This window comes from Microbacterium sp. NPDC064584 (genome assembly GCF_040687315.1).
Taxonomy (GTDB): Bacteria; Actinomycetota; Actinomycetes; order Actinomycetales; family Microbacteriaceae; genus Microbacterium; species Microbacterium lacus.
The window spans coordinates 553,031-579,657 of sequence record NZ_JBFBMZ010000001.1; the positions used below are offsets into that span (position 1 = coordinate 553,031).

Consider the following 26,627-nt stretch of genomic DNA (forward strand, 5'->3'; position numbering starts at 1 on the left):
AGCCGCGCGCCCTTCCGGCTCAGCGGTCCAATCGAGCCGTCGTGCCTCTGACGATGAGCTCGTACGGCAAGTGCCGCGGCTCCTCGGTCGGGTTCCCGGCCGCGGCGGCCTCGAGTTCGTCGAGGATCGCGTCGGCGGCGCGCTCGCCCTGCCCGTGCGGGAACTGGTCGACCGTGGTGAGGCGGAAGAACTCGCCGAGCTCGTGGCCGTCGATCCCGACGACGGAGAGGTCCTCGGGGACGCGATACCCGAGTTCACGGGCGGCGAGCAGCGCACCGATCGCCATCTCGTCGGACGCCGCGAAGATCGCGGTGGGGTGCTCGCCCGGTCGGCCGAGCAGCTGCTTGGCGGCGCGGAATCCGCCCTCGATCGTGAAGTCGGCGGGCTCGTACAGCGAGGGGCGGGGCGGGATGCCGGCATCCCGCAGCGCCTGCTCGAACCCGAGTCGACGATGGGTGGGGATGTGGAAGTCGACGTCGAACTCCGGGCTCGCGCCGATGTGCGCGATCTCGCGATGGCCGAGCCCGATCAGGTGCTCGGTGGCCAGCCGCGCGACCGCGACGTCGTCGACCGTGAGGGTCGTCAGCCGCGGATTCGGACCGCCGATCGCGATGACGGGCAGGTCGAGCTCGCGCAGGCGCTCGGTCTCCTCGTCGCCGAGCTCGATCGAGATCGCGATCACGCCGTCCACCCGCTGCCGGCGCAGGAACGTCTCGAACACGTCCCGCCGCTGCTCGCGGTCGGCGGTCAGGTTGTACAGCGTGATGTCGTAGCCGCGGCGCATGAGCGCGGAGGCCGTGCCGCTGAGGACGGTGCTGAAGAACCACCGGTCCAGGAACGGCACGAGCACCCCGATGTTGCGGGTCCGCCCGGAGGCCAGGCTCGATGCGGACGAGGACACGACGTAGCCGAGCGACTTCGCCGCGCTCTCGACGCGGGCGCGCGTCGCGACCGAGACGTGACCGCGGCCGCTCAGGGCGCGGGAGACGGTGGCCGTCGAGACGCCCGCCGTGCGCGCGACCTCATCGATGCTGACCACGTCGTCCCCCTCTCCCGGCCGCTCAGCTCTCGGCCGAGACGAGCCAGATCGCCGTGTCGGCCGGCAGTGCGCCGTCGGTGAGCTCCCCGCTCGCCGCGATCACGGTACCGCGCGGCAGCCCGATCGCCTCGGAACCGGTGTTCGCGATCACCGTCACGTCGCCGTTGCGGAAGGCCAGGACGTGCGCGGGGTACCCGTCGACCCACTCGAGGGTGCCGGCGCCGAGCCGGTGCTCGCGACGCGCCGCGAGCAGCGCCCGGTACAGGGACAGGGTCGAGGACGGGTCGTCCACCTGCAGGTCGCGCGCGAGAACACCCCACGACGCCGGCTGCGGCAGCCACGACTCGCCGGTCGGGCTGAACCCGTACGCCGGAGCCTGCGAGTTCCACGGCACCGGGACGCGGCATCCGTCTCGCCCGTACCGTTCGCCGGCGGTGCGGAACCACGTCGGGTCCTGACGTGCGGCGTCGGGGAGGTCGACGGCCTCAGGAAGGCCGAGCTCCTCGCCCTGGAAGATGTAGGCCGAACCGGGCAGCGCGAGCATGACGCTGGAGGCGGCACGCGCGCGGCGCAGCCCGACGTCCGCGATCGGCTTGCCCGGTGAGCGGGGTCCGATGCCGTGACCCTGCGGGTTCTCCGCGGTCAGCGCGAGGCGCGACGCGTGGCGGACGACGTCGTGGTTGGAGAGCACCCACGTGGTCGGGGCACCGACGGCGGAGTACGCGCGCAGCGACTCGGCGATCACGGGGCGCAGGGCCTCGGCATCCCACGCCGTCTCGAGGTAGGGGAAGTTGAACGCCTGGTGCATCTCGTCCGGACGCACCCACAGCGCAGTCTCGTCCGCGGTCGGGCGCCACGCTTCGGCGCAGAGCGCACGGTCGCCCGCGTACTCCTCCAGCAGCACGTGCCAGTCGCGGTACACGTCGTGCACGGCCGGCTGCCCCCAGTACGGCACATCGCGCTCGCCGCCGCCCATCGAGTCGGCGTCCGCCGGCGGCACGTAGTCGGGCAGTCCGGGCTTCTTGATCAGGCCGTGGGCGACGTCGACGCGGAACCCGTCGACTCCGCGGTCGAGCCAGAAGCGGAGGATGCGGCGGAACTCCTCGCGCACCTCTTCGTTGGACCAGTCGAAGTCGGGCTGGGACGTGTCGAACAGGTGCAGGTACCACTGGCCCGGCGTCCCGTCGGCTTCCGTCACGCGCGTCCACGCGGGGCCGCCGAAGACCGACTCCCAGTTGTTCGGGGGCAGCTCGCCATTCTCGCCCGTTCCGTCGCGGAACATGTAGCGGGCGCGCTCGGCGCTGCCGGGCGCGGCGGCGAGGGCCTGCTGGAACCACTCGTGCTGGTCGGACGAGTGGTTCGGGACGAGGTCGACGATGATGCGGATGCCGCGCTCGTGCGCCGCGTGGAGCATGGTGTCGAAGTCAGACAGTGTGCCGAACAGCGGGTCGACGTCGCAGTAGTCGGCGACGTCGTAGCCGGCGTCCTTCTGCGGAGAACGCTGGAACGGGCTGAGCCACACGGCGTCCACGCCGAGCTGGACGAGATCGTCCAGGTGGGCGGTGACGCCGGGCAGGTCGCCGATGCCGTCACCGGTGCTGTCGGCGAAGGACCGCGGATAGATCTGGTAGATCACGGCGGAACGCCACCACTCGGCTCCCGGTCGGGAGGTCAGGGCGAACGGGTGCTCGGCGATGTGGGGGGAGGACATCGCTCCAGAATAGTGGAAGCGCTTGCATAACCCCACGCGGCTAGGGTGGGCGGGTGCCTTCCGCCGATGCCCTCGCCCACGCCGAATCGCTCATCCGCACCGTGCCGGACTACCCCGAGCCCGGCGTGCTCTTCCGCGACATCACGCCGCTCCTGGCCGACGCGGGGGCGCTGCGCGCCGTGATCGACGCGCTGATCGAGCCCTTCGACGGCGGCTTCGATGTCGTCGCCGGTGTCGAGGCGCGCGGCTTCCTGCTGGCGGGGGCTGCGGCGACGGTCGCGGGCGTGGGCATGGTTCCGGTGCGCAAGGCGGGCAAGCTGCCGAGGCCTGCGGCATCCGTTTCGTACGCCCTGGAGTACGGCCGCGCGACGATCGAGGTGCACGACGACCTCGCGCCCGGTACGCGCGTGCTGCTCGTGGACGACGTGCTCGCCACCGGCGGCACCCTGGCCGCCGCGCACGAGCTGTTCGCCGAGCTCGGCGTCGTCGTGGTGGGCACCGCGGTGCTCATGGAGCTCGAAGCGCTCGGCGGCCGCGCGCTCGTGCACGACGTGCACACGGTCTTCACCGCCTGACGCGTCCACGGCTCAGAACGCCTGCCTGATCGCCGCGGCCACCGCACCGGACCGGGCCGCGCCGGAACAGGAGGTTCGGCGGCAACAGGATGATCGGGCCGCAGAGTCACCTGTGTCCGCCGAAACTCCTGATCTCGGTCAGGCCAGGCGGGGTGGGGCTCTCGGTCAGGCGGGGTGGGGACCTCGGTCAGGCGGGATCGGGTGCGGCCACGCGCCGCCCGCGCACGAAGACGCCGGTGATCGCCTGCTCGCGCATGCCCATGAGCAGCGTGAACAGCTCTGAACGGATGCCGCCCGCGGCCGCGGCCTCGAGCGAGACCGCGAAGCCCGGCTGCGCCGCGGGGTCGATGATCACGAAGTCCGCGTCCTTGCCCGCGTCGAGGTTGCCGAACGCGTCCTCCTGATCGAGCGCGCGGGCACCGGCGAGGGTTCCGAGGAACAGCAGCTGTACGGGGCCGAGGGCGACGGCAGCCTCACCCTCCTCGCTCATGTGCACCTTGTACGCATCGTTCAGCACGCGCGGGATGAGCCATTCGTCCCCGGCGCCGACGTCGGTGCCCATCGCGATCGTGACGCCGGAGGCCGCGGTCCGCCGCCACGGCATCGTGCCGCTGCCGAGGAAGAGCTGGGAGGTCGGGCAGTGCGCGATCGACGAGCCCGTCTCGGCGAGCCGGTGCAGTTCGCGCTCGGTGCAGTGAACGGCGTGCGCGAGGATCGACCGGCGTCCGAGCAGGCTCTCGCCGCTCGTGGCCGACCCCGGCAGGCACCGACCGTCGTAGGTGTCGAGGTACGCGTCCACGTCGTACAGCGCCCGCACCGCCGCGATCTCGCCGTCTCCCGGCCGGTCGTTCTCGTTCAGGTGCGAGTGGAAGTAGACGCCTCGCTCCCGCACGTCGGCGTACAGGTCCCCCAGGCGCCCGAGGGTCTCGCGGGTGACCGACAGACTGAACCGCGGGACGAGCGCCACCTGCGCGAGCGCTCGACGGGGGTCGGATGCCGGCCCCGCGGCATCCGCTCCATGCCAGCGCTGGATCTCGTCGGCCGCGAGTCCGATCGCGGCATCCTCGCTCGTGAGGAGTGCCGCGGCGCTGTCCGGGCCGACGGTCTGGATGCCCCGGCCGCTCACGACCCGCAGGCCGGCATCCAGTGTCCTCGAGAACATCGCGTCCTGCGCCTCGGGGAACGCGGAGCCGAAGACGAGGGCCGCGGTCGTGCCGGCTGAAACCCGCCGCCGCACGAACTCACGCGCGACGACGTCGGCGAAGGCCGGGTCGGCGAGCCGGGACTCCGCGGGGAACACGCAGTGCTCGAGCCATTCCAGCAGCTCTCCGCCGCCGTAGGCGTCGGTCGTGAACGTCTGCGGGTAGTGCACGTGGGTGTCCACGAACCCGGGCAGAAGGTAGGCATCGGTGTGCACGACCTCGTCGGCGGCGAGGGATGCCGGCATCCCGCTCCACGGACCGCTGTAGGCGATGCGTCCCTCCGCGTCGACCGCGAGCGCGCCGTCGGGCTCGGAGACGAGCGCCGCATCCGCGTCCGGCAGCTGCGGCGCCCCCGCGACGTGCACCACGTGTCCTCGATAGACGGTCACGATTCTTCTCCTCAGTTCTTTCCGCTCCCATTTCGCTGAGACGACTTCTGCAGGTCGAGACGATGGGTTTCACCCACAGTCTCGACGTGCAGAAGTCGTCTCACGGTAAAAGGGGAGGCAGCGAGCGAGCGCGGGTCAGACGAAAGCGGGCAGGTCGAGCCAGGCGTCGGGGGCCGGCGCGGCGCCGTCGCGGGTGATCGTGCCCTCGATCAGACCATACGGTCGGTCGGCGGCGTAGAACACCTCGCCGGGGTTCTCCAGGCCGAACGGCGTGAAATCGCACAGGAAGTGGTGCTTGTTCGGCATCGCGAACCGCACCTCGGCGATCTCGGGCCGCGCCTCGATCACCGCCTTGCCCATCGCGAACAGCGTCTGCTGCAGCGCGAGCGAGTGCACGGTCGCGAACGTCGACAGCAGTACCGCGGACACGTCGGCGTACAGGGTGTTGTAGTCGATCCCCGCCGCGACCGCTTCGGGGAGGTAGCGCCAGCGACCGGTCACCGAGGTCGACATGATGCGGTCATCGGTCTCGACGAGGGTCGTGTACCGGTCGCGGGGGAAGCCGGCGAACTCGCTTCCCGTGGACTTCAGCACCGTCAGGTCTTTCACGCCGCCCGTCACGTGCGTCGCCCCGTCCACGACCTGCACGGCCGCGAGCCGGGTGGCCTGCCCGCGCCGCACGAACGAATGGTCGTGCGGCTGCCCGTCCACGAGGATGCGCTCCCACTCGTACTGCTCCGCCTGCCAGAGCCCGCCCTCGATCCACTCGAACCCGCTCACGAAGTGATCGGCGAGGGCCAGCAGGTACTCCTCGGGCGACGGCACGCCGTGCTGCTTCGCGAACGCGAACGCGGTGTTCTTCTGGGTGTCGGTCGCGACCACGAGCGCGTTGTCGCCGGTCAGATAGGAGTCCACGAGGGCCGCACCGCGCAGCTGCGACGTGACGTTCAGATCCACGATCTCGTGGCGCGGGGTGTCGCGGTAGATCCGCACGATCCGGTTCTCGGCCTTGCCGTACTTGTTGGCCCCCAGGCTCACGGACACCATGCTCAGCTCCCTCGATACGTCGAATACGCGAACGGACTCAGCAGCAGCGGGACGTGCAGGTGGCGGCCCGAGTCGTCGACCGTGAAGGTCACGGTCACGAGCGGATAGAAGGTCTCCACGTCGCGCGCCGCGAAGTAGATGCCGGTGCGGAAGGCGAGCGTGTAGTCGCCCGGCGTCAGCACGTCGGGGCCGATCGCGGCGCGGCCGTCGGCGTCGGTGACCCCTGCGTCCACCGGGAGGCCGTGCGGGTCGGCGAGCTCGACCTCGATGCCCACGGCGGGCTGCCCGGTGGCGGCATCCAGCACGTGCGTCGTGAGATGGGTCATGGGACGATCCTCTCGCTCAGGTCGTCGGTCACGGAGGAGCGCAGCCGCAGCAGCGCGATCTCGGCGAGCTGCCCGAGTGCTTCGGCGGCCTCCGACGCCTCGTCGCCCTGGAGCCTCCGGCGCAGCTCCGCGAGGATCTGCTCGGGCGTCAGCCCGGCGGCGCGGATCAGGAAGACCCGGCCGAAGCGCTGCTCGTACGCGGTGTTGCCGGCGGCGATCGCGTCCGCGACGGAGGCGGCGGCATCCGCCATCGACGCCTGCTCGCGACGGGATGCCGCGGCCTCGGCACCCGGCCCGACCGGGCGCTGGCCGATGCGCGGGTGCGACGCGAGGGCGGTGTCCAGATCGGTCACCGACCACTCGTCCGCGAGGTCGGCGGCGTACGCGGTCAGCGCGTCGACGGACCGGTACGGGCGTCCGGCCACGACCGCGTCGACCCAGTGCGGCACGGCCGCCCAGACGCGCACGACCGATGCCGCGGCATCCGGATCCGCACGGTTGAACTCGTCGAGCAGCATGCAGCCACGCTAGCCCGCGCGCGTTTCGCCGTGATTACGACCGTGGATCAGCGCTCGGCGTGCACGATGAGCCACTGCGCGACCGCGTCCGTACCGCCGGTGTTGTGGATGCGGTGCGGGCGCGAGCACGGGAAGCTGATCGCGTCGCCCGGCCGCAGGATCACCCGCTCCTCGTCGAAGTCGATCGTGAGCTCGCCCGAGATCATCGTGCCGACCTCGTAGCCGTCGTGACGGAACAGGTCGTCCTCGCCGTGCGCGCTCGCGCCGGGCGGGTAGATCGACTCGAAGTAGTCCACGCCCGGGGTCCGCCCGGGCGAGAGGCGCCGGAACGTCACGCCGCTCTCGAGGACGACGCTCGACGCGTGCGCAGCGCGCTGCAGCGCGAAGCCCCCGGCGGTCGCCTCGACGTCGGCGACGACGTCGGAGCGCGCGTCGAACACGGAGGCGAGCGGGATGCTGAGTGCATCGGTGATCGCGATGAGCCGCGACACGCTCGGCTGGAGCACGCCCCGCTCGATCTGCGACACCGCGCTCGGCGAGATCCCGAGCTTCTTCGCGAGGGAGCGGGCCGACATGCCCTGCTGCTCGCGCAGGTCGCGCAGGCGTGCGCCCACGTCGGGCGGCGAATCGACGGATGCCGCGCCCTCACCGGCGGGGGTGAGGACGGTATCCGACATGACGGCATCCTAACCGCCGCGCCCGCTCGCCCCGGGAACAGCCGTGTGAAGTCCTAACTTCACACGGCTGTTACAGAAGGGAAACCTCTGGAGCGATGTGAAGCAATAACTTCACATCTACGTACCACCAGGCCGCGGACTCCACGTCGCAGCTCGCTCCGCCCGTTCCGGGCATCCGCTCCTCACCTGGAAGGTTCCACCCCCATGATCGAGATCGCCGCGCCTCCGGGCGCACCCCTGACCAAGCCGCAGGACATCATCGAAGCCGCCGGGCACCCGGTGGGCTCGGGCAACATGAAGCCCGAGTACGACGTCCGACTCGCGAACGAGGACCTCGCGCCGCTGCGCAAGCAGAAATGGTCCTGGTACAACATCTTCGCGTTCTGGATGTCGGACGTGCACTCCGTCGGCGGGTACGTGACCGCCGGTTCGCTGTTCGCCCTCGGCATCGCGGCCTGGCAGGTGCTCGTCGCGCTCCTGGTCGGCATCATCATCGTCCAGGTCTTCACGAACCTGGTCGCCAAGCCCAGCCAGAAGACCGGCGTGCCCTACCCGGTCGTGAACCGCGCGATCTTCGGCATCAAGGGCGCGAACATCCCCGCGATCATCCGCGGCATCATCGCGATCGCCTGGTACGGCGTGCAGACGTTCCTCGCCGCGCAGTCGCTCAACATCATCTTCCTGAAGTTCATCCCGGCGAGCGCCCAGCTGCTGGAGTACAGCTTCCTGGGGCTGTCCGCCCTCGGCTGGATCTCGTACGGGATCCTCTGGGTGGCCCAGGTCGCCCTGTTCTGGAACGGCATGGAGGTCATCCGCCGCTTCATCGACTGGGCGGGTCCGGCGGTCTACGTCGTGATGATCATCCTCGCGGTCTACCTCGTCTCGCAGGCGGGCTGGGAGAACATCGACTTCGACCTGTCCGACCCGAACCTGCCGGACGTCGGATTCTGGGGCTCGATCGGGCTGATGTTCATGGCGATCGGCATCGTGGTCTCCTACTTCTCCGGTCCGATGCTCAACTTCGGCGACTTCGCCCGCTACGGCCGCAGCTTCAGCGCGGTGAAGAAGGGCAACTTCTGGGGCCTGCCGGTCAACTTCCTGTTCTTCTCGCTGCTCACCGTCATCACGGCCTCCGCGACGATCCCGGTGTTCGGCGAGCTCATCACCGACCCCATCCACACGGTCGAGCGCATCGACACCCCGTTCGCGATCCTCCTCGGCGGCCTCACGTTCGTCACCGCCACCGTCGGCATCAACATCGTCGCGAACTTCATCTCGCCGGCGTTCGACTTCTCCAACGTCGCTCCGAACAAGATCTCGTGGCGCATGGGCGGCATGATCGCCGCGGTCGGCTCCGTGTTCCTCCTGCCGTGGAACTGGTACTCCAACCCCACGGCGATCCACTACTCGCTCGGCGTGCTCGCCGCCCTCATCGGCCCGCTGTTCGGCATCCTGATCGCCGGCTACTACATCGCCGCCCGCCAGCGCATCAAGACCGACGAGATGTTCACGATGTCCGAGAAGGGCGCGTACTGGTACCGCAAGGGCTACAACCCGAACGGCATCAAGGCGCTGCTGTGGGCCGGCATCCCGACGATCGCGATCGCGATCCTGCCGAAGATGATCGCCGACCTCGGCGGGTTCGACATCTCGTGGATCGGCAACTTCACGTGGTTCATCGGCTGCGGTCTGGGCTACGGATTGTTCGTGCTGTTCGAGAAGCTCGACCCGCGCGTCCCCTCGTTCGCGGGTGAGACCGACGGCATCTCCGACGGGACGATCGACGGCGCCGCCGCGACCGCCGACGCCGAGCCGCCGGTCATCTCCGCGGAGGTTCCGGTCGTGAAGGACGCCACCGCGTGAAGATCACCCTGATCAACCCGAACACCTCCCGGGCGATGACCGCGAAGATCGCGGCCGCCGCCCGGGGGGTGGCGGGGCCCGGGGTGGAAATCTCCGCGGTGTGCCCGGACGACGGCCCCGCCGCGATCGAGAGCCACCTCGACGAGGCGTTCGCCGCGGTCGCGGTGATCGACCTGATCCGCCGCGATCAGCTCGACGGCGGCAGCGACGCGTACGTGATCGCGTGCTTCGGGGATCCCGGGCTGGATGCCGCGCGCGAGCTCGTGGACGTCCCGGTCATCGGCATCGCGGAGGCGGCGATGCACGTCGCGGCGATCTCCGGGCGCTCGTTCGGTATCGTCACGACGCTCTCGCGCACCCTCGGCCGGGCCCAGGATCTGCTGCACCGGTACGGCTTCGACCGAGCGTGCGTCGCGGCGTACGGGAGCGGCATCCCGGTCCTGGATCTGGAGGACGTGAGTGGCCCCGCGTTCGACGCGCTCGCGGGGTGGTGCGAGCGCGTCGTGCAGGAGGACGGCGCGGACGTCGTCGTGCTCGGCTGCGCCGGCATGGCCGACCTGTGCGACCGCCTCGCCGACCGGGTCGGGGTTCCGGTCGTGGACGGCGTGGCCGCCGCGGTCGGTCTCGCTTCGGGCATGGCACGCATGCGCGTGGGCACGAGCAAGCGCGACGAGTACGCGCCGCCGCCGCGCGCGGCGGTCGCGGTGTGACCCGCTTCCGCCGCGGACGAGGGAAGCATCGGCTCGGCGGGGCGCCGCCGGAGTTCACCGCGGCGAAACACGTGTGCGAGAGGCTGGGGAGCAGCATCCGATCGACGAGAGGGATTCGATGAGCGACAGCGGGACCACGGTCTTCCGGGCGCAGCGCGCGTTCGTCGACGGGGCGTTCATCCCCGCGGCGGTCGTGGTCCAGCGGCGACGGATCGTCGACGTCGCCGACGTGCGCACGAAGGTCTCCGGGGCGAAGACGGTGCTCGTCCCCGACGACGCCGTGCTGCTCCCCGGCCTCGTCGACTCGCACGTGCACGTGAACGAACCCGGGCGCACCGAATGGGAGGGCTTCCGCTCGGCCACGCTGGCCGCCGCGGCGGGCGGGGTCACCACGATCGTCGACATGCCGCTGAACTCGCTGCCGCCCACCACGACTCCGGACGCGCTCGCGATCAAGCGCGCCGCCGCCGAGCCGTCGGCGTACATCGACGTCGGCTTCTGGGGCGGCGCGGTGCCGGGCAACCTGGGTTCGCTGGGCCCGCTGCACGATGCCGGCGTCTACGGGTTCAAGTGCTTCCTGTCGCCGTCCGGGGTGGACGAGTTCCCCCACCTGGACCGGGCGCAGCTGGATGCCGCGATGGAGGAGATCGCCGCGATCGGATCGCGGCTCATCGTGCACGCGGAGGACCCCGACCTCCTGGCCGCCGACGGCGCCCTCGGGCGGGACTACGACGCGTTCCTCGCGTCCCGCCCCGCGGCGAGCGAAGCCTCCGCGATCGACGCCGTGATCGCCGCCGCCCGGCGCACCGGCGCCCGCGCGCACATCCTGCACCTGAGCGACGCCGGATCGCTCCCCGCGATCCGTGCGGCCAAGGCGGACGGTGTGGCGCTGACCGTCGAGACGTGCCCGCACTACCTGACGATCACCGCGGAGGAGATCCCGGACGGAGCGAGCGAGTTCAAGTGCTGCCCGCCGATCCGCGGCTCTGCGAACCGCGACCTGCTGTGGGACGGCATCGTGGACGGCACGATCGACGCGATCGTGAGTGATCACTCGCCCTCCACGGTCGACCTCAAGCGCTCCGGCGGTGGTGACTTCGGTCTCGCGTGGGGCGGGATCGCGGGGCTGCAGGTGGGGCTGTCGGCGGTGTGGACCGAGGCGCGGGGACGCGGCATCCCGCTCGAAGCGATCCTGCCCCTGTTCACCACCGGTCCGGCCGCCGTCGCGGGGCTGGCCGCCGGCGTGATCGCGCGGGGTGCCCCCGCGCACCTGACGGTGTTCGGCCTCGACGACACCTACCCGATCCAGGCGGCGCAGCTCCTGCACAAGAACCCGATCACGGCGTACGAGAACCGCGTGCTGCACGGCCGCGTGCGGCGCACCTGGCTGCACGGGAAGTCCGTGTTCAACGTGACCGAGGGCGGCGCCGGCGAAGCGCCGCGCTTCCGCGGGATGCCGCGCGGGCGGCTCCTGACTCGCACGGCCGGGTGATGCAGTTGGATGGGGGCATGCCGATCCAGATCCTGCAGCCGGGTGTCGGCGAGATCCCGGGCGATCACTACCTGCGCGCGACGCCGGAGACGGTGCTGTGGGGGCGGCTGCCGTGCGAGACGGATGCCGCCGTGCTCGGCATCCGATCGGGCGAGAGCGTCACGATCGACACCGTCAGTCACGAGGGCATCCTCGAGGACCACGGCAAGGACCCGCTCGGGTACTTCACCGGCCAGGGCGTCGCCCCGGACGCCGTGCTGGAGGACGCGATCGCGATCGCCTCGACCCTGTCGCGCGATCCCGCCGCGGACGGACCGCACGTCGTGACCGGGCCGATCCTCGTCGAAGGCGCCGAGCCGGGGGACGTGCTGCGGATCACGGTCGAGAAGCTGTCGCCGCGTGTGCCGTACGGGGTGATCTCGAACCGGCACGGCAAGGGCGCGCTGGTGGGCGAGCTGCCCCGCGGGGACTACCACGTCAGCGTGTTCACGCCGGTCCACGAGCGCGACGGCGCGCTCGTCGGCCTTCTGCCGATCGTCGACGACGGGGAGCGCGTGGTGTCGTTCCCGCTCGCGCCGTTCCTCGGGACGATGGGGGTCGCCGTGAGCGGCTCGGAGCGTCCGCACTCCGTGCCCCCGGGGTCGCACGGCGGCAACATCGACATCAACCTGCTCGTGGAGGGCACGGCGCTGTACCTGCCGGTGCAGGTCACCGGGGCGCTCGCCTACGTCGGCGACCCGCACTTCGCGCAGGGCGACGGCGAGGTCGCTCTCACCGCGCTCGAGGCGTCGCTGCGGGCGACCCTGCGCTTCGATGTGATCCCCCGCGCCGAAGCGCTCGCCGAGTTCGGCGAGCTTCGCGGACCCCTCGTGCGCACCCCGGAGTACCTCGTGCCGACGGGCCTGGATCCCGACCTGAACGAGGCGATGCGGGCGTGCGTGCGCTCCGCGCTGACCCTGATCGAAGCACGGTGGGGCGTGCAGGAGCACCTCGCCTACGCGTACCTGAGCGCCGCGACGGACTTCGACATCTCGCAGGTGGTCGACATCGTGTGCGGTGTGCACGCGCGGATCCGCGAAGCGGACTTCGCGGAGGTCGACCGGGCGCGGGGACGCGGCCATGGGTGAGCCGATCGGCGCCGAGGCCGTGCCCGCCGACCTGCTCGCGGCCTTCACGGCGTACGAGAGCGCCATCATGGCGAACGACCTCGACGCGCTCGACGCCGCCTTCGCGCCCGGACCCGACACCATGCGGGGGGATGCCGCGGGCCTCCTGATCGGACACGACGCGATCAGCGCGTTCCGCGGCACCCGCGGCGGCGTGCCCGCGCGGGTGATCGAGCGCATCGAGTACCGCCCGTTCAGCGCGGATGCCGCGCTTGTGGTCTCCGTCTCGCGCTTCACCGGCGGCGGCACGGGCCTGCAGACCCAGGTGTGGGAGCGCCGCGGCGGCCGGTGGCTCATCACCGCCGCCCACGTGACCCCGCGCGCGCAGGCGTTCGACCGGTCGGTGTGGCGGACGGTCGGCGATCCGCTCTTCCAAGGCGCGTGGGAGGGGCCGCTCGCCGGTCTCACGGTCGCGGTGAAGGACCTGTTCGCGATCAGCGGCTATCGCATCGGCGCCGGCAATCCGGCGTTCCTCGAGGACGCCCGCCCCGAGACCTCGACCGCCGCCGCCGTCACCGATCTCCTCCGCGCCGGCGCATCCCTGCGCGGCATCGCGCGCACGGACGAGTTCGCCTACAGCATCGCCGGCGACAACCCGCACTACAGCACCCCGCCCAACGGCGCGGTGCCGGGGGCGCTGCCGGGCGGATCCTCGAGCGGTCCGGCATCCGCCGTCGCCACCGGTCAGGCCGAGATCGGCCTCGCGACCGACACCGCGGGATCGGTGCGCGTGCCGGCGTCCTACCAGGGGCTCTGGGGCCTGCGCACGAGCCACGGGCTCGTGCCCCGCCAGGGTCTCCTGCCGCTCGCGCAGTCCTTCGACACGATCGGCTGGCTCACGCGCGACGGAGAGACCCTGCAGCGGGTCGCGGACTGGTGCCTGAGCTACGACTCGTCCGCCTCGACCGAGAACGTGTACGGCGAGTCCGACGACGACCTCCCGTGGCGGTTCGTCGTTCCCGTCGAAGTGCTCGACGCGGCCGCGCCCGAGACCCGCGGGGCGTTCGAGGCCCTGCTCGACCGGCTCGCGGTGACGGATGCCGCCCCCGTCGACACCGTCTCGATCGGCGATCTCGACCAGTACCTCGTCCCGTTCCGCACGGTGCAAGGCGCGGAGGCGTGGCGCAACAACGGTGAGTGGGTCACAGCGAATCCGGGCGCGCTCGGACCCGCCGTCGCCGAGCGCTTCCGCGCGGCATCCGCCGTCACCGCGGCCGAGGAGGCGGACGCCCGCCGCGCCCTCGAGACGCTCGCCGCGCGGATGCAGTCGGCCGTCGCGGACGCCGTGCTGCTCATGCCGACCGTTCCCGGCCCGGCCCCTCTGCGGACCGCCGCAGGCGACCGCATCGACGTCGTGCGCACCGCGACCCTGCGGATGACCACGCCCGCCGCGGTCGCAGGCCTCCCGTCGCTGTCGGCACCGCTGCTGCGCGTGCCCGGCGGTCCGGTGGGGGTCTGCGTGACCTCGCGCTCGGGCACCGATGTCGCCCTCGTGCGCCTGGCGCGGCGCCTCGCCCAGGCGGTGCGCGCATGACCCCGCCGAGTGCACGGCTTCGCGTCCAGCGCACGGATTCATCGCGCGCGCAGGTCGTGCGCTCGGCGCGAAGCCGTGCACTCGCCGTCTCCCAGCCCCCCACCGCGAACCCCCGAACTCAGGAAGCCGCATGAACGAGATCCCCGGCCCCATCGCCCCGCCCGCGCGCCTGCTCATGGGACCCGGGCCGATCTCGGCCTATCCGTCCGTGCTCACCGCGATGTCCGCCGCGCTCGTCGGGCAGTACGACCCGTTCATGACGGCGACGATGACCGAGACGCAAGAGCTCTACCGGCGGGTCTGGGGCACCTCGAACGACGCCACGGTCCTGATCGACGGCACCTCGCGCGCCGGCATCGAAGCCGCGATGATCTCGCTCATCCGTCCCGGCGACCGCGTGCTCGTCCCGGTGTTCGGCCGCTTCGGTCACCTCCTCGCCGAGATCGCCGAGCGCGCGATGGCCGAGGTGCACACGATCGAGGTGCCGTGGGGGCAGGTCTTCCCCGTCTCCGCGATCGAACAGGCGATCCTGGCCGTCAAGCCTCAGTTGCTCGGTCTGGTCCAGGGCGACACGTCGACCACGATGCTCCAGCCGCTCGACGAGGTCGGCGCGCTGTGCGCGAAGCACGGTGTCCTCTTCTACTCCGACGCCACGGCCTCCCTCGGCGGCAACCCGTTCGAGGCCGACGCGTGGGGGCTGGATGCCGCCACCGCGGGACTGCAGAAGTGCCTCGGCGGCCCGTCGGGCTCGGCGCCGATCACGCTGTCCGAACGTGCGGTGGAGCTCATCCGATCGCGCAAGAAGATCGAGGCCGGCATTCGCGAGGAGGGCGACGAGGATGCGGCGGACTTCATCCGCTCGAACTACTTCGACCTCGGCATGATCCTGGACTACTGGGGTCCCCGCCGCCTGAACCACCACACCGAGGCGACGTCGATGCTGTACGGCGCGCGCGAGTGCGCCCGCCTGCTGCTGCTCGAAGGCCGTGACGAGGTGATCGCGCGCCACCGCCTGCACGGCGCTGCCATGCTCGCCGGCGTGCAGGGCCTCGGGCTCACCGTCTTCGGCGACCTCGCGCACAAGATGACGAACGTCGTCGCCGTCGAGATCCCCGAGGGGGTGCCGGGGGACGCCGCCCGCACCGCGATGCTGACGGACTTCGGCATCGAGATCGGCACGTCGTTCGGTCCGCTGCACGGACGCGTCTGGCGCATCGGAACGATGGGGTACAACGCCCGGACCGACGCCGTGCTGCAGACGCTCGCCGCTCTCGAGACGGTGCTGCGCCGCTTCGGCGCGTCGGTCGCCGCGAACGGCGGAGTGGATGCCGCGCAGGGCATATACGCGTCGGCGGGTCGCTGACCTCCATGCGCACCCGACTTCCCGAGCTCTCGCCGGACGCCGTTGCGGTCGCCGCACGCCGCGTGATGGCGCGCTGCGACGAGCTCGCACGCGTCTCGGCGACACCGGGGGCGATCGAACGCGTCTACCTCTCGCCCGAGCACGCACGCGTCAATCGCCTCGCGGCGGAGTGGATGCGCGAAGTGGGCATGGTGACGAGGCAGGATGCCGCGGGCAATCAGACCGCCCGGCTGGCGGCATCCGACGCCGCCGCCCCGGCGATCCTGCTCGGATCGCACCTGGACACCGTGCCCGATGCCGGCGCGTTCGACGGGATCGTCGGCGTCCTCATGGCGCTCGAGGTCGTCCGGCTGCTGCGGGTGCCGAACGGCGACGGGTGGAGGGCGCCCGGGGCCGCCGCTCTGGAGGTGATCGCCTTCTCGGACGAGGAGGGCACCCGATTCGGCAAGGCCCTGCTAGGATCCTCGGCGGTCGCCGGCACATGGGACGAGGCCTGGTGGGCGCTGGCGGATGCCGACGGCACGACCCTCCGCGAGGCGTTCCGCGAGTTCGGCCTCGACCCCGGTCGCATCGGTGAAGCGGCCCGCCGGCCGGAGGAGCTCGTCGGCTACCTCGAAGCGCACATCGAGCAGGGACCGGAGCTGGACCGCCGCGGGGAGTCGCTCGCGGTCGTGTCCTCGATCGCGAGTGCCCGCCGGTTCCAGCTCGTGATCGAGGGCGAGGCGCGGCACGCCGGGGGCACGCCGTACGACATGCGCCGCGATGCGCTTCTCGGAGCGAGCGAGGTCGCGCTCGCGATCGAGCGCATCTGCCGCGGCGAGCACCACATCATCGGGACGGTCGGCCAGCTCGAGGCCTTCCCCGGCGCGGTGAACATCGTGCCCGGCGAGGCGCACCTGAGCCTGGATCTGCGGGGTGAGTTCGACGCGTCCCGCGACGAGGTGTGGCGCGCGATCAGCGGCGAGCTCGACGCGATCTCGGGGCGCCGCGGCTTGCGGTGGCACGCCCGTGAGATCCACAACGCGCCCGCCGTCATGTGCGCGCCGCTCCTGCGCGACGTCGTGCGCGAGGGGATCCTCGCGACCCTCCCCGACGGCGCCGACGAGCCTGCGACGATCTTCAGCCGTGCCGGGCACGACGCGATGGCGATCGGCGCGATCACAGACGTGGGGATGCTGTTCCTGCGCAACCCGGACGGCATCAGCCATCATCCCGAGGAGTCGGTCAGCGCCGGGGACGTCGCGCTCGGCATCCGCGCCCTCGCCGAATCGGTGCTGCACCTCTCATCCGAGCCCCGCTGACCCCGCGGCAGACGACGCGGCCGGTGGAGCGGATGCCGGGGCGTCAGCGCTGCGACGGCGCCATGCCCATGCGCACCAGCACGATGTTCTCCACGATCTGCACGATGTTGTACAGCAGCAGCGTGATGAGGGTGATGAGCGCGATCGCGGTCCACAGCTGGGTGAACTGGGCCTGGGCGTTGAACTTCAGGATCGCCCCGCCGATGCCCTGACCGGTCGAGAGCCACTCGGCGAGCAGGGCACCGGTGACCGCTCCCGGCACCGAGACGCGGGCCGCGGCGAACAGTGACGGACCGGCTCCGGGGATGCTGACCTTCCGCAGCGCCGTGAGGCGCCCGCCGCCGAACACGTGGATCACGTCGATGCTCTGCCTGCTCGCTCGGCTGAGTCCGAACAGGATGCTGGCGAGCGCGGGGAAGAGCACGACGATCGTGCCGATCACGGCGACCGAGGCGACGGTCCCGCGCCCGGTCACCAGGATGATCACGGGCGCGATCGAGACGAGCGGAATCGTGCGCAGGAGCAGCACGAGCGGCATCACGCCCGCCTCGACCGCCTTCGACAGGCTGAAGACGATCGCGAGGACCATGGCCGTGATCATGCCGAACACGAACCCGATCGACGAGTCGACGAGTGTCTGCACGACGAGGGGCGCCATCTGAGCCCGGTTCTCCGCGGCGTCCTCATCGGTGAAGAGGAAGGCGAAGACATCGAGCGGGCCTTTGGCGACGAAGGGGGAGATCCCTGAGAAGCTGACGATCGCCTGCCAGAGCAGCAGGACGACCGCGAACGTGATTCCGGCGTTGCCGAGCGACCGCCCGAGGGTGCGCAGCATCGCGCGCCGGCGGTCGGCCTTCAGCTGCGCCTGGGCGGCGGGGTCGGCGGTGAGGACGAGCTGAGCGGTCTGGGTCATCGCGCGGCCCCCGAGACCCAGGGCGTCACGAAGCGCACGAGGAGGCCCACCAGCCCGTACGCGACGAGCGCGAAGACCGCGCACAGCAGGAACACCGACCAGACTCCGGCCGCATCGAGCTGACCCTGCAGCCGGATGAGGGTGGGCCCGACGCCCGCGGTGATCGCGCCGAGGTATTCGCCGAGCACCGCCCCGAGGAACGCGGTGGGCACCGCGATCTGCAGGGCGTTGAGGATCGCCGGCAGCGCGGCGATGAGCCGCACTTTGCGCAGCTGCGTCCACGAGTTGCCGCCGAAGACGCGGACGACGTCGAGCGAGGACTTGTCGGCCGACTTGAACCCGAGGATCGCGCCGACGACGGTCGTGAAGACGCACACGAGCGCCGCCAGGAAGATCGCCGTCGCCGACGGATCGCCCGGGCTCTTCGCGCCGCCGAGCACGACGACCGAGATGCCGCCGATCGCGACGATCGGCAGGCAGTAGCTCACGACGGCGACCTGCGTGATGACGGTCTCGGTCTTGGGGAAGACCAGGACGAAGGCGGCGAGCACCAGCGCGATGCCGTTGCCCCAGACATAGCCGATCGCGGCGGCGGTGATCGTGGGCTGGAAGACGCTCCAGGCCCCCGCGATGTTGCCGTCGACGAAGAGCCACTCGAAGACCGCCCACGGTGTCGGCACCGGAGTGAAGGTCGTCCCCTCCTGCGGGCGGAACGCGACGAGCGCCAGAATCCACCACAGCGCGATGAGCGAGACGCCGCCGACGATACCGGCGAGCCAGGCCGGCATGCGAGCGGTGCGCATCACGCCTCCGCTTCGGCGCGGCCGTCGGAGCCGAACAGCAGCTCGGACGCGCGATCGACGTACGCGTGGAACTCGGGTGTGCGCATCATCTCGGGCGTCCGGGGGCGCGGGAGGTCGATCTCGATGATCTCCTTCACACGACCGGGGCGCGGCGACATCACCGCGACCCGGTCGGCGAGGAAGATCGCCTCGCTGATGCCGTGCGTCACGAGCAGCGTCGTCGCGGGCTTCTCGGTCCAGATGCGCAGGAGCTCGAGGTTGAGGTTCTGGCGCGTCATGTCATCGAGCGCGCCGAACGGCTCGTCGAGGAGGAGCACCGAGGGCTTGAGCACGAGTGCGCGCGCGATGGACGCGCGCTGCCGCATCCCCCCCGAGAGCTGGGCCGGCTTCGCGGAGGCGAAGTCCTTGAGCCCGACGAGCGCGATGAGCTCGTCGACGTAGTCCTTGTCGACGGGCTTTCCTGCCACTTCGAACGGGAGCTCGATGTTCTTGCGCACACTCCGCCACGGCAGCAGCGCATGGTCTTGGAAGGCGATGCCGAGCTCGCTCGCGGCCCGCATCTGGTCGGGTGACTCGCCGTCGACCAGCGCCGTGCCGGTGCTGGGGTGCTCGAGCGCCGCCAGAATGCGGAGGATGGTCGACTTGCCGCATCCCGACGGGCCGAGAAGAGCGAGGAACGACCCCTTGTCGGTGTGCAGATCGGTGTCCTGCAGCGCGAGCAGGGACTTTCCTCCGCGCAGCGCGAAGGACTTGGATACTCCGGAGATCTGGATGCCGGTGCCCGTCTGGGCACCGGCATCCGTGTCGGTCGCGATCGTCATGATCCCTTAGGGCAGGTAGTCCATGAGATCGGGGTTCTCGGCGTAGATCTCATCGATGATCGAGGTGTCGAACAGCTCGTCGGCGGTGATCTCCCAGCCTGAGGCGGCGAGCGAGGCGAGCGTCTGCTCCTTGAGCTCGTCGGAGATCGTGAACAGGCCGTTCGCCTCGGTCTCCTCCGTCGAGATCAGCAGGGCCTGCGCCTCGATGCCGGCGGCGACCTTCGCGGGGTCGAGTTCGCCGAACGTCAGGTCTCCTGCGGCGGCCGACTCGTTGTAGTACTTCGTGACGAGAGCGACGGTGTCATCGATCGACTCGGTGAACGTGTCGGTCCAGCCCTTGATCTCGGCCGTCAGGAACGCCTTGATGAGGTCGCGGTTCTCGGCGAGGTACTGATCGGTGACCGTGAAGGTCTCGGCGACGTACGGCAGGCCGTTCTCGGCGTAGGCGAGGTTCGTGACGGGGTAGCCCGCCATCTCGACCGTGATCGCCTCGTTGGTGAGGTAGGCCATGAAGCCGTCGACCTCGCCGTTGATGAGCGGCGTCGGGTCGAAGTCGACCGGCACGATCTCGAGCTCGCTCGGGTCGATGTCGTTCGCGGCCAGCAGCGCCGCGAACACCGACGCGTTGGAGTCCTGCACGCCGATCTTCTTGCCGATGAGGTCTTCGGGCGTGGCGATGTCGCCGCCGTCTGCGAGCGAGAGGATCGTGAACGGGTTCTTCTGGAACGTCGCGCCGACGATCTTCAGCGGAGCGTCCTGCTCGGCGATCGCCGCGCCGACCGATGCGGCATCGCTCAGCGCGAACTGCACGGTTCCGGACAGCAGCTTGGCGACGCCGGTGTCGGGGCCGGCGATGCCGGTGACCTCACCGAAGCCCGCCTCGTCGTAGTAGCCGTTCTCGTAGGCGTAGAACTCGCCCGCGAACTCCTCGTTCTTGATCCAGGAGTACTGCACGCTGATGTCGCCGAACGACGCCGCCTCGGCGCTCCCGCCGGATGCCGCCGGGGCGCTTCCGCCGGATGCGCAGCCGGCGAGGACGAGGGCGGAAGCGAGAACCGCAGCGGCGATCGCGCCGACGCGCCGCGGGAGTGTGCTGTGTGTTGCCATCGGGTTGGCATCCCTTCTGATGCAGTGTGATCAGACAGACGCTAGGGCGCGCAGGTTTCGCGGCGTAGATCGCCGTGTTTCGAGGGTGTGACGCGTGCCGACGGATGCCGCCCCCGCCGACTCAGGAGCTTCGGCGGTCCCAGAATTCGGCGTGCACGTCGGCGGCGCCGGGGAGCGGCACCGGGCCCACGACCGATGTCGGGCGTCCCCCCGCGCGAAGACCTCTCGGGACGGCAGGGCGAGCTCCTGCTCGCCGTCGTTGTCGTGCACGATGCGGTCGAGCTCGTCGGAGCCGAGCGCGTAGACCACACGCGGGATGACCGCCCAGTAGATCGCGCCCGAGCACATCGCACACGGCTCGGTGCTCGTGTACAGCGTCGAGGCGGCGACGACGTCGGGAGGAAGCGCCCGCGCCGCCGTGCGCACTAGATTCGTCTCGGCATGACCTGTCGGGTCACGGTCGGTCTCGACGGAGTTCAGGCCCTCCACGACGCGGCCGTCGGGGGTCACCAGGATCGCCCCGAACGGATGGTCGCCGCGCTCGCGAGCCGCGAACGCGAGGCGGATGGCGTGCTCGAGGTGCGGCACGTCGTCGGCCGACAGCCCGTCGATGTCGAGGTGAGGCGACATGCCGCGACGCTATCCGATGATGCCGTGACCGCGTCAGCTCTCGTGGACGACGTTCAGCGGGGGCTCGCCCGCCAGCATCCGCTCGATCTGCGTGCGGATGAGTCTCACGGTGCGGGGCTTCATCGCGCTCGACGCTCCGCCGATGTGCGGCACGATCAGTGCGCCGGGTGCCGACCAGAGCGGGTGGTCGGAAGGCAGCGGCTCGGGGTCGGTGACATCCAGGGCGGCCCGCAGGCGTCCGCGCTGAAGCTCGGAAACGAGTGCGTCGGTGTCGATCAGCGGGCCGCGGCCGACGTTCACCACCAGCGCGCCGTCGGGCAGGGCCGAGAGCGCCTCGGCCCTGAGGATGCCGCGGGTCGCGTCACCGCCCGGCAGCGTGACGATCACGATCTCGGCGTCGGGCAGCAGCTCGAGCAGCCGCTCGACGCCGTGCACCGGCATCCCGTCTTCGAACCGGGCGCGCGACGCGACGACCGTGAGCTCCACTTCGAACGGAGCGAGCCGCGCGGCGACGGCCTTGCCGACACCGCCGTAGCCGAGGAGCAGAACGCGCCGGTCGGCGAGGCTCTCGGAGAATTCCGGCGCCCACCGTCCCTCGTCCTGCGCGCGCACGTACGTCGGCAGACGCCGCTGCGCCGCGAGCGTGAGCCCGACCGCGAGCTCCGCGGTCGAGGCCTCGTGCACGGACGAGACGTTCGCGAACACCTTTCCGGGCGGCAGCTGCTCTTCGATGCCCTCGTACCCGATCGACTGGCTCTGCACGAGCCGGGTGCGCACCTCGGCGACGCGCGGCATGACCTTCGCCATCGACATGTACGGCGGCACGACCAGGTCGATCTGCTCGCGCGGAGCCGGAGAGGTCATGTCCCACACGAGCACCTCGGCCCCCGCCGGATGCGGCCGCAGCGCGTCGGCGAGCTCTTCGGTCGGAACGGACACGACGATGTTCGGGATGCCGGAGGTCATGCATCCACGCTACGTGAGGCCCCGCCCGGCAGGGTGGCGGGCCCCCTTCGCGGGCGCTACTGTCGGGCCAGCGCGCGGCACGCCGGCGCGCGGCGCATCCGAGGAGGAGACATGGTTCCCGAGATCAACTACTGGGCGGTGCTGATCGCCACCGCGTCGAGCATGGTCGTCGGCTCGATCTGGTACTCCCCGAAGGTGTTTGGCACCCGCTGGGCCAAGCTCGCCCACGTCGACATGGACCGGCCGGGGGCCACCGCCGTCGTCCCGATCGTGGTGACGGTGCTCGTGAGCTTCATCACCGCGTGGGTGCTCGCGGGGGCGACGGCGATCGCATGGCACTTCTACGGCGGCGGCTTTCTGATCTCGGCGATCGCGACGGCCGTCGCGCTCTGGGCCGGGTTCACGGCGGCGCGCTTCATCACGCACGACGCGTTCGAGGGACGACCGTCGTCGCTCACGCTCATGAACATCGCCCACGAGGTCGTCACGGTGCTGGTCATGGCGCTCATCATCGGACTCTGGCCGCCCGCGGGCACGGTCTGAGCACTCCTCGCGCCGCGGGGAGCCGACCGGCTGCCGCCCGGGTGCGACCGACGGAAACATCCCGCACGTACAATCGCGAAGGTGGAGCATCCTCTCGGTGACACCGCCCTGACGGTCAACGGCACACCGCGCTCGCTCGCCGGCGTCGCGGTGCACACGAACGCCCTCGACTGGTTGCGCGCAACCGGCCTGCCCGGTGGCAAGGAGGGGTGCGCCGAAGGCGAGTGCGGCGCGTGCGCGGTGCTTCTGGCCACGCCGACCGCCGACGGCGGCACCGCGTGGACCTCGGTCAACTCCTGCCTCGTGCCCGCCTACGCCCTGGTCGGGCAGGAGGTCGTCACCGCGGAGGGCCTCGGCACCCCCGACGACCTGCACCCCGTGCAGCGCGGCCTCGCTGAAGGCGGCGGGTCGCAGTGCGGCTACTGCACTCCCGGATTCGCGTGCAGCATGGCCGCAGAGTTCTACCGCGCCGACCGCACGCCCTCCGACGCGGCGACCGACGACCCCGACGCCCCCGAAGCGATCGACGACCCGCACGCGCACCACGGCCCGAACGGCTTCGACCTGCACGCGCTCAGCGGCAACCTCTGCCGGTGCACCGGCTACCGTCCCCTCCGTGACGCGGCATACGCGCTCGGGATGCCGGACCCCGGCGATCCGCTCGGCGCGCGGCGGCGGCATCCGGCGCCCGACCCGGTCGCCACCGACGTCACGATCGACGGCGCCCGGTTCGTGCGCCCCGCCGCACTTTCGGACGTGCTCGATCTGCTGGGCGAGGCGCCGGACGCGCAGCTCGTCGCCGGTGCGACCGACTGGGGTGTGGACGTGAACCTGCGCGCGGCGCGAACGCCGCTCGTGATCGCGATCGAGCGGCTTCCCGAACTGCGCGACCTCGCGTTCGGAGACGACGAGATCGAGATCGGCGCGGCGCTGACGATCGCCGAGGTCGAGCGCCTGCTCGCGGGGCGCGTGCCGCTGCTCGACCAGCTGGCACCTCAGTTCGCCTCACCGCTCATCCGCAACCGCGCCACGATCGGGGGCAACCTCGGCACGGGGTCGCCGATCGGCGACGCGAGCCCCGCCCTGCTGGCCCTCGGCGCCCGCGTCGTGCTCGTCTCGTCGAGCGGCGAGCGGGTCGTTCCGCTCGAGGAGTACTTCACGGGCTACCGCCGGAGCGTCCGCCGCCCCGACGAAGTGATCCGCGCGGTCCGCATCCCGCTCCCGCTCGCGGGGGTCACCGCCTTCCACAAGATCTCCAAGCGCCGGTTCGACGACATCTCGAGCGTCGCGGTCGCGTTCGCCCTCGGCATCCGCGACGGGGTCGTGACCGATGCGCGGATCGGCCTGGGCGGGGTCGCGGCCACGCCCGTGCGCGCACGCGAGACCGAGCAGGCGCTCGTCGGCCGGGCCTGGAGCCTCGACACGATCCGCGCCGCGGCGGCCGTGCTCGGCGGGGAGGGCACGCCGATGTCCGACCACCGCGCGAGCGCGGAGTACCGCGCGCTCATGCTCGGCAACGCGCTGCGCAAGCTCTACGCGCGGCGCCCGCACGCGGACGACGGAGCCGCAGCGTGAGCGGGCTCGCCGATCGTCCCGCGGAGCCGGTCGTCGGCCTGGCCGCCGCGCACGAGAGCGCGGCGCTGCACGCGACCGGGCTCGCGATGTACACCGACGACCTCGCCGGCCGCACCGCGGGCGTGCTGACCGCGTGGCCCGTGCAGTCCACGTCGGCGCACGCCCGGGTCGTGCTCGATGTCACGGGGGCCCACCGGGTGCCGGGAGTCGTCCGCGTGCTCACCGCCGCCGATGTCCCGGGTGTGAACGATGCGGGGGTCAAGCACGACGAGCCGCTCTTCCCGACCGAGGCGATGTACCACGGGCATGCGCTGGCCTGGGTGCTCGGCGAGACGCCCGAGGCCGCCCGGCGCGGTGCCGCAGCGGTGACGGTCGACTACGAGCCGCTGCCGAGCCTCATCACGGTCGACGAGGCGATCGCCGCGGGGTCGTATCAGGGCGCGACGCGCACCGTCGCGCGCGGAGACGCGGCCGCGGCGCTGTCTGAGGCGGCGTTCGTGCTCGAGGGGGTGACCGAGTTCGGCGGGCAGGAGCACTTCTACCTCGAGACCCACGCGTCGCTCGCGCACGTCGATTCGGAGGGCCAGGTGTTCGTCGAGTCTTCGACGCAGCACCCGAGCGAGACCCAGGAGATCGTCGCGCATGTGCTCGGCATCCCGTCTCATCGCGTGACGGTGCAGGCGCTGCGCATGGGCGGGGCGTTCGGCGGCAAGGAGATGCAGCCCCACGGTCTGGCGGCGATCGCCGCCCTCGGGGCCGGCCTCACCGGCCGCCCGGTGCGCGTGCGGCTCAACCGCACGCAAGACATCACGATGACCGGCAAGCGGCATCCGTTCCACATCGCGTGGCGGGCGGGCTTCGCCGAAGACGGGCGCCTCGCCGGGCTCGAGGCGACCCTCACCGCCGACGGCGGCTGGTGCCTCGACCTGTCGGAGCCGGTGCTGAGCCGGGCGCTCTGCCACGTCGACAACGCGTACTGGATTCCGGACGTGCACCTCGTGGGCCGGGTCGCGAAGACCCACAAGACCTCCAACACCGCTTTCCGCGGGTTCGGCGGCCCGCAGGGCGTGTTCGTGATCGAAGACATCCTGGGGCGGGCGGCTCCTCTCCTGGGCATCGATCCCGTCGAGCTGCGCCGCGCGAACTTCTATGCTCCCGGGCAGCTCACGCCCTACGGGCAGGTCGTGAAGGATGCCGAGCGCATGCCCGCGATCTGGGACCGAGTGCGCGACGAGGCCGACATCGACGCCCGCCGGGCGGAGATCGCCGCGTTCAACGCCGCGCACGAGCACGTGAAGCGTGCGATCGCGATGACTCCGGTGAAGTTCGGCATCTCGTTCAACTTCACCGCGTTCAACCAGGCCGGTGCGCTCGTGCAGGTGTACAAGGACGGATCGGTGCTCGTCAACCACGGCGGCACCGAGATGGGCCAGGGCCTGCACACCAAGATGCTGCAGGTCGCCGCGACCGCGCTGGGGGTTCCGTACTCGCGGGTGCGGCTCGCGCCGACGCGCACCGACAAGGTGCCGAACACCTCAGCGACCGCCGCGTCGTCGGGCGCCGACCTCAACGGCGCCGCCGTCAAGAACGCGTGCGAGCAGATCCGCAACGGCATGGCGCCGGTCGCCGCCGGCGTGCTCGGGGTCGACCCGGCCGACGTGGTGTTCTCCGGCGGCTTGGTGACCGCGCCCGGTCTCGATCGATCGGTGTCGTTCGACGACGTCGTCGCGGCCTCCTACCTCGCGCGGGTGCAGATGTTCGCCGCCGGCTACTACCGCACCGAAGGTCTCCACTGGGATGCCGAGCGCATGCAGGGGTCGCCCTTCAAGTACTTCTCCTACGGCGCCGCCGCCACCGAGGTCGAGGTGGACGGCTTCACGGGCGAGTACCGGATCCGTCGCGTCGACATCGTGCACGACGTCGGCGACTCCCTGTCGCCGCAGATCGACCTGGGACAGATCGAGGGCGGCTACGTGCAGGGCTTGGGCTGGCTCACCCTCGAGGAGCTGCGGTGGGACGCGACCGACGGCCCCGGCCGCGGGCGGCTGCTGACGACCTCGGCGAGCACGTACAAGCTGCCGAGCTTCTCGGAGATGCCCGAGCAGTTCACCGTCCGCTTCTTCGCCGACGCGCGCGAGGACGGCGCCATCTACGGGTCGAAGGCCGTGGGGGAACCCCCGCTCATGCTGGCCTTCAGCGCCCGCGAGGCGCTGCGCGAAGCCGTCGGCGCGTTCGGCGACCCGGGTCGCTCCGTCGTGCTCGCCTCGCCCGCGACCCCGGAGGCGGTGTTCTGGGCCATCCAGGCGGTGCGTGAGGCGGCCGATGTCGCCGTGCCCGCCGGCGGCGCACGCTAGAG

The 26,627-nt window shown here is 71.2% G+C and carries 24 protein-coding genes; 11 read left to right on the top strand and 13 right to left on the bottom strand.

The window, feature by feature from the left end; translation table 11 throughout:
- Window positions 1-19: 19 nt before the first annotated feature.
- Together AB0P18_RS02665 and AB0P18_RS02670 are read right to left on the bottom strand one after the other, a co-directional pair.
- Entirely contained in the window at window positions 20-1,039 is a 1,020-nt protein-coding gene (locus tag AB0P18_RS02665; protein WP_363358774.1) for a LacI family DNA-binding transcriptional regulator, read from the bottom strand.
- Window positions 1,040-1,061: 22 nt separating this feature from the next.
- Window positions 1,062-2,750, bottom strand: coding sequence for an alpha-amylase family glycosyl hydrolase (locus AB0P18_RS02670; protein ID WP_363358776.1), 1,689 nt, complete (start codon window positions 2,748-2,750; stop codon window positions 1,062-1,064).
- A gap of 53 nt (window positions 2,751-2,803) precedes the next feature.
- Here AB0P18_RS02670 and AB0P18_RS02675 point away from each other — a divergent pair, with 53 nt between their 5' ends.
- On the top strand, window positions 2,804-3,325 hold the full coding sequence (locus AB0P18_RS02675; protein WP_363358778.1) for an adenine phosphoribosyltransferase: 522 nt from the start codon (window positions 2,804-2,806) through the stop codon (window positions 3,323-3,325).
- Window positions 3,326-3,512: 187 nt separating this feature from the next.
- Here the strand turns inward: AB0P18_RS02675 and AB0P18_RS02680 are convergent, their stop codons facing one another.
- The 5 genes from AB0P18_RS02680 to AB0P18_RS02700 form a co-directional block, all read right to left on the bottom strand.
- A complete protein-coding gene (locus tag AB0P18_RS02680) occupies window positions 3,513-4,916 on the bottom strand; it encodes an amidohydrolase family protein (protein WP_363358780.1) in 1,404 nt (467 codons plus the stop codon).
- 135 nt (window positions 4,917-5,051) lie between these two features.
- Window positions 5,052-5,963 carry a factor-independent urate hydroxylase gene (gene pucL, locus AB0P18_RS02685; RefSeq protein ID WP_363358782.1) on the bottom strand — a complete coding sequence of 304 codons (912 nt, stop codon included), beginning with the start codon at window positions 5,961-5,963 and terminating at the stop codon, window positions 5,052-5,054.
- Window positions 5,964-5,965: 2 nt separating this feature from the next.
- Window positions 5,966-6,289 (bottom strand): hydroxyisourate hydrolase, encoded by a 324-nt coding sequence (gene uraH, locus AB0P18_RS02690; protein WP_363358784.1) that lies wholly within the window; start codon window positions 6,287-6,289, stop codon window positions 5,966-5,968.
- On the bottom strand, window positions 6,286-6,807 hold the full coding sequence (gene uraD / locus AB0P18_RS02695; protein ID WP_363358786.1) for a 2-oxo-4-hydroxy-4-carboxy-5-ureidoimidazoline decarboxylase: 522 nt from the start codon (window positions 6,805-6,807) through the stop codon (window positions 6,286-6,288). The genes uraH and uraD overlap by 4 nt, the downstream gene beginning before the upstream one ends.
- 47 nt (window positions 6,808-6,854) lie before the next feature.
- Window positions 6,855-7,484, bottom strand: coding sequence for an XRE family transcriptional regulator (locus tag AB0P18_RS02700; RefSeq protein WP_363358788.1), 630 nt, complete (start codon window positions 7,482-7,484; stop codon window positions 6,855-6,857).
- A gap of 204 nt (window positions 7,485-7,688) precedes the next feature.
- Between AB0P18_RS02700 and AB0P18_RS02705 the strand changes: the two genes are divergently transcribed.
- From AB0P18_RS02705 to AB0P18_RS02735, 7 genes are all read left to right on the top strand, one after another.
- Window positions 7,689-9,347: an NCS1 family nucleobase:cation symporter-1 gene (locus tag AB0P18_RS02705; RefSeq protein ID WP_363358790.1), complete on the top strand. Its 1,659-nt coding sequence runs from the start codon at window positions 7,689-7,691 to the stop codon at window positions 9,345-9,347.
- A complete protein-coding gene (locus tag AB0P18_RS02710) occupies window positions 9,344-10,057 on the top strand; it encodes an aspartate/glutamate racemase family protein (RefSeq protein ID WP_363358792.1) in 714 nt (237 codons plus the stop codon). The genes AB0P18_RS02705 and AB0P18_RS02710 overlap by 4 nt, the downstream gene beginning before the upstream one ends.
- Before the next feature lie 118 nt (window positions 10,058-10,175).
- Window positions 10,176-11,549, top strand: a complete 1,374-nt coding sequence (allB, locus tag AB0P18_RS02715) for an allantoinase AllB (RefSeq protein WP_363358794.1) — start codon at window positions 10,176-10,178, stop codon at window positions 11,547-11,549.
- 17 nt (window positions 11,550-11,566) lie between these two features.
- Window positions 11,567-12,676, top strand: a complete 1,110-nt coding sequence (locus tag AB0P18_RS02720) for an acetamidase/formamidase family protein (protein ID WP_363358796.1) — start codon at window positions 11,567-11,569, stop codon at window positions 12,674-12,676.
- Window positions 12,669-14,249 (top strand): AtzH-like domain-containing protein, encoded by a 1,581-nt coding sequence (locus AB0P18_RS02725; RefSeq protein WP_363358798.1) that lies wholly within the window; start codon window positions 12,669-12,671, stop codon window positions 14,247-14,249. The genes AB0P18_RS02720 and AB0P18_RS02725 overlap by 8 nt, the downstream gene beginning before the upstream one ends.
- 130 nt (window positions 14,250-14,379) lie before the next feature.
- Window positions 14,380-15,612 (top strand): alanine--glyoxylate aminotransferase family protein, encoded by a 1,233-nt coding sequence (locus AB0P18_RS02730; RefSeq protein ID WP_363358800.1) that lies wholly within the window; start codon window positions 14,380-14,382, stop codon window positions 15,610-15,612.
- Between the two features lie 5 nt (window positions 15,613-15,617).
- On the top strand, window positions 15,618-16,913 hold the full coding sequence (locus AB0P18_RS02735) for an allantoate amidohydrolase (protein ID WP_363358802.1): 1,296 nt from the start codon (window positions 15,618-15,620) through the stop codon (window positions 16,911-16,913).
- A gap of 43 nt (window positions 16,914-16,956) precedes the next feature.
- On the opposite strand, the gene AB0P18_RS02740 is transcribed toward AB0P18_RS02735, so the two are convergent.
- Genes AB0P18_RS02740 through AB0P18_RS02765 form a run of 6 tightly spaced genes read right to left on the bottom strand, consistent with a single transcriptional unit; the run spans window position 16,957 to window position 22,153 of the window.
- Window positions 16,957-17,826: an ABC transporter permease subunit gene (locus AB0P18_RS02740; RefSeq protein WP_363358804.1), complete on the bottom strand. Its 870-nt coding sequence runs from the start codon at window positions 17,824-17,826 to the stop codon at window positions 16,957-16,959.
- A complete protein-coding gene (locus AB0P18_RS02745; protein WP_363358806.1) occupies window positions 17,823-18,629 on the bottom strand; it encodes an ABC transporter permease subunit in 807 nt (268 codons plus the stop codon). The genes AB0P18_RS02740 and AB0P18_RS02745 overlap by 4 nt, the downstream gene beginning before the upstream one ends.
- Window positions 18,629-19,450, bottom strand: a complete 822-nt coding sequence (locus AB0P18_RS02750; RefSeq protein WP_363358808.1) for an ABC transporter ATP-binding protein — start codon at window positions 19,448-19,450, stop codon at window positions 18,629-18,631. The genes AB0P18_RS02745 and AB0P18_RS02750 overlap by 1 nt, the downstream gene beginning before the upstream one ends.
- Before the next feature lie 6 nt (window positions 19,451-19,456).
- Window positions 19,457-20,557: an ABC transporter substrate-binding protein gene (locus AB0P18_RS02755; protein ID WP_363358810.1), complete on the bottom strand. Its 1,101-nt coding sequence runs from the start codon at window positions 20,555-20,557 to the stop codon at window positions 19,457-19,459.
- 30 nt (window positions 20,558-20,587) lie between these two features.
- Entirely contained in the window at window positions 20,588-21,187 is a 600-nt protein-coding gene (locus tag AB0P18_RS02760; RefSeq protein ID WP_363358812.1) for a nucleoside deaminase, read from the bottom strand.
- Between the two features lie 33 nt (window positions 21,188-21,220).
- Window positions 21,221-22,153 (bottom strand): 2-hydroxyacid dehydrogenase, encoded by a 933-nt coding sequence (locus AB0P18_RS02765; protein WP_363358814.1) that lies wholly within the window; start codon window positions 22,151-22,153, stop codon window positions 21,221-21,223.
- A gap of 111 nt (window positions 22,154-22,264) precedes the next feature.
- Between AB0P18_RS02765 and AB0P18_RS02770 the strand changes: the two genes are divergently transcribed.
- The 3 genes from AB0P18_RS02770 (at window position 22,265) to xdhB (ending at window position 26,625) form a co-directional block, all read left to right on the top strand.
- Window positions 22,265-22,696 (top strand): DUF1761 domain-containing protein, encoded by a 432-nt coding sequence (locus AB0P18_RS02770; RefSeq protein ID WP_363358816.1) that lies wholly within the window; start codon window positions 22,265-22,267, stop codon window positions 22,694-22,696.
- A gap of 81 nt (window positions 22,697-22,777) precedes the next feature.
- Complete coding sequence (locus AB0P18_RS02775; RefSeq protein WP_363358817.1) at window positions 22,778-24,271, top strand: FAD binding domain-containing protein; 1,494 nt, start codon at window positions 22,778-22,780, stop codon at window positions 24,269-24,271.
- Window positions 24,268-26,625 (top strand): xanthine dehydrogenase molybdopterin binding subunit, encoded by a 2,358-nt coding sequence (xdhB, locus tag AB0P18_RS02780; protein ID WP_363358819.1) that lies wholly within the window; start codon window positions 24,268-24,270, stop codon window positions 26,623-26,625. Before AB0P18_RS02775 ends, xdhB begins: the two co-directional genes overlap by 4 nt.
- Window positions 26,626-26,627 lie beyond the last annotated feature (2 nt).

Excerpts from the sequence above, each read along its gene's own strand:
- AB0P18_RS02670 (WP_363358776.1), bottom strand. The coding sequence starts at position 2,750 with ATGTCCTCCCCCCACATCGCCGAGCACCCGTTCGCCCTGACCTCCCGA.
- pucL (WP_363358782.1), bottom strand. The coding sequence starts at position 5,963 with ATGGTGTCCGTGAGCCTGGGGGCCAACAAGTACGGCAAGGCCGAGAAC.
- uraH (WP_363358784.1), bottom strand. The coding sequence starts at position 6,289 with ATGACCCATCTCACGACGCACGTGCTGGATGCCGCCACCGGGCAGCCC.
- uraD (WP_363358786.1), bottom strand. The coding sequence starts at position 6,807 with ATGCTGCTCGACGAGTTCAACCGTGCGGATCCGGATGCCGCGGCATCG.
- AB0P18_RS02700 (WP_363358788.1), bottom strand. The coding sequence starts at position 7,484 with ATGTCGGATACCGTCCTCACCCCCGCCGGTGAGGGCGCGGCATCCGTC.
- AB0P18_RS02705 (WP_363358790.1), top strand. The coding sequence starts at position 7,689 with ATGATCGAGATCGCCGCGCCTCCGGGCGCACCCCTGACCAAGCCGCAG.
- allB (WP_363358794.1), top strand. The coding sequence starts at position 10,176 with ATGAGCGACAGCGGGACCACGGTCTTCCGGGCGCAGCGCGCGTTCGTC.
- AB0P18_RS02720 (WP_363358796.1), top strand. The coding sequence starts at position 11,567 with ATGCCGATCCAGATCCTGCAGCCGGGTGTCGGCGAGATCCCGGGCGAT.
- AB0P18_RS02725 (WP_363358798.1), top strand. The coding sequence starts at position 12,669 with ATGGGTGAGCCGATCGGCGCCGAGGCCGTGCCCGCCGACCTGCTCGCG.
- AB0P18_RS02730 (WP_363358800.1), top strand. The coding sequence starts at position 14,380 with ATGAACGAGATCCCCGGCCCCATCGCCCCGCCCGCGCGCCTGCTCATG.
- AB0P18_RS02735 (WP_363358802.1), top strand. The coding sequence starts at position 15,618 with ATGCGCACCCGACTTCCCGAGCTCTCGCCGGACGCCGTTGCGGTCGCC.
- AB0P18_RS02740 (WP_363358804.1), bottom strand. The coding sequence starts at position 17,826 with ATGACCCAGACCGCTCAGCTCGTCCTCACCGCCGACCCCGCCGCCCAG.
- AB0P18_RS02745 (WP_363358806.1), bottom strand. The coding sequence starts at position 18,629 with ATGCGCACCGCTCGCATGCCGGCCTGGCTCGCCGGTATCGTCGGCGGC.
- AB0P18_RS02750 (WP_363358808.1), bottom strand. The coding sequence starts at position 19,450 with ATGACGATCGCGACCGACACGGATGCCGGTGCCCAGACGGGCACCGGC.
- AB0P18_RS02755 (WP_363358810.1), bottom strand. The coding sequence starts at position 20,557 with ATGGCAACACACAGCACACTCCCGCGGCGCGTCGGCGCGATCGCCGCT.
- AB0P18_RS02760 (WP_363358812.1), bottom strand. The coding sequence starts at position 21,187 with ATGTCGCCTCACCTCGACATCGACGGGCTGTCGGCCGACGACGTGCCG.
- AB0P18_RS02765 (WP_363358814.1), bottom strand. The coding sequence starts at position 22,153 with ATGACCTCCGGCATCCCGAACATCGTCGTGTCCGTTCCGACCGAAGAG.
- AB0P18_RS02770 (WP_363358816.1), top strand. The coding sequence starts at position 22,265 with ATGGTTCCCGAGATCAACTACTGGGCGGTGCTGATCGCCACCGCGTCG.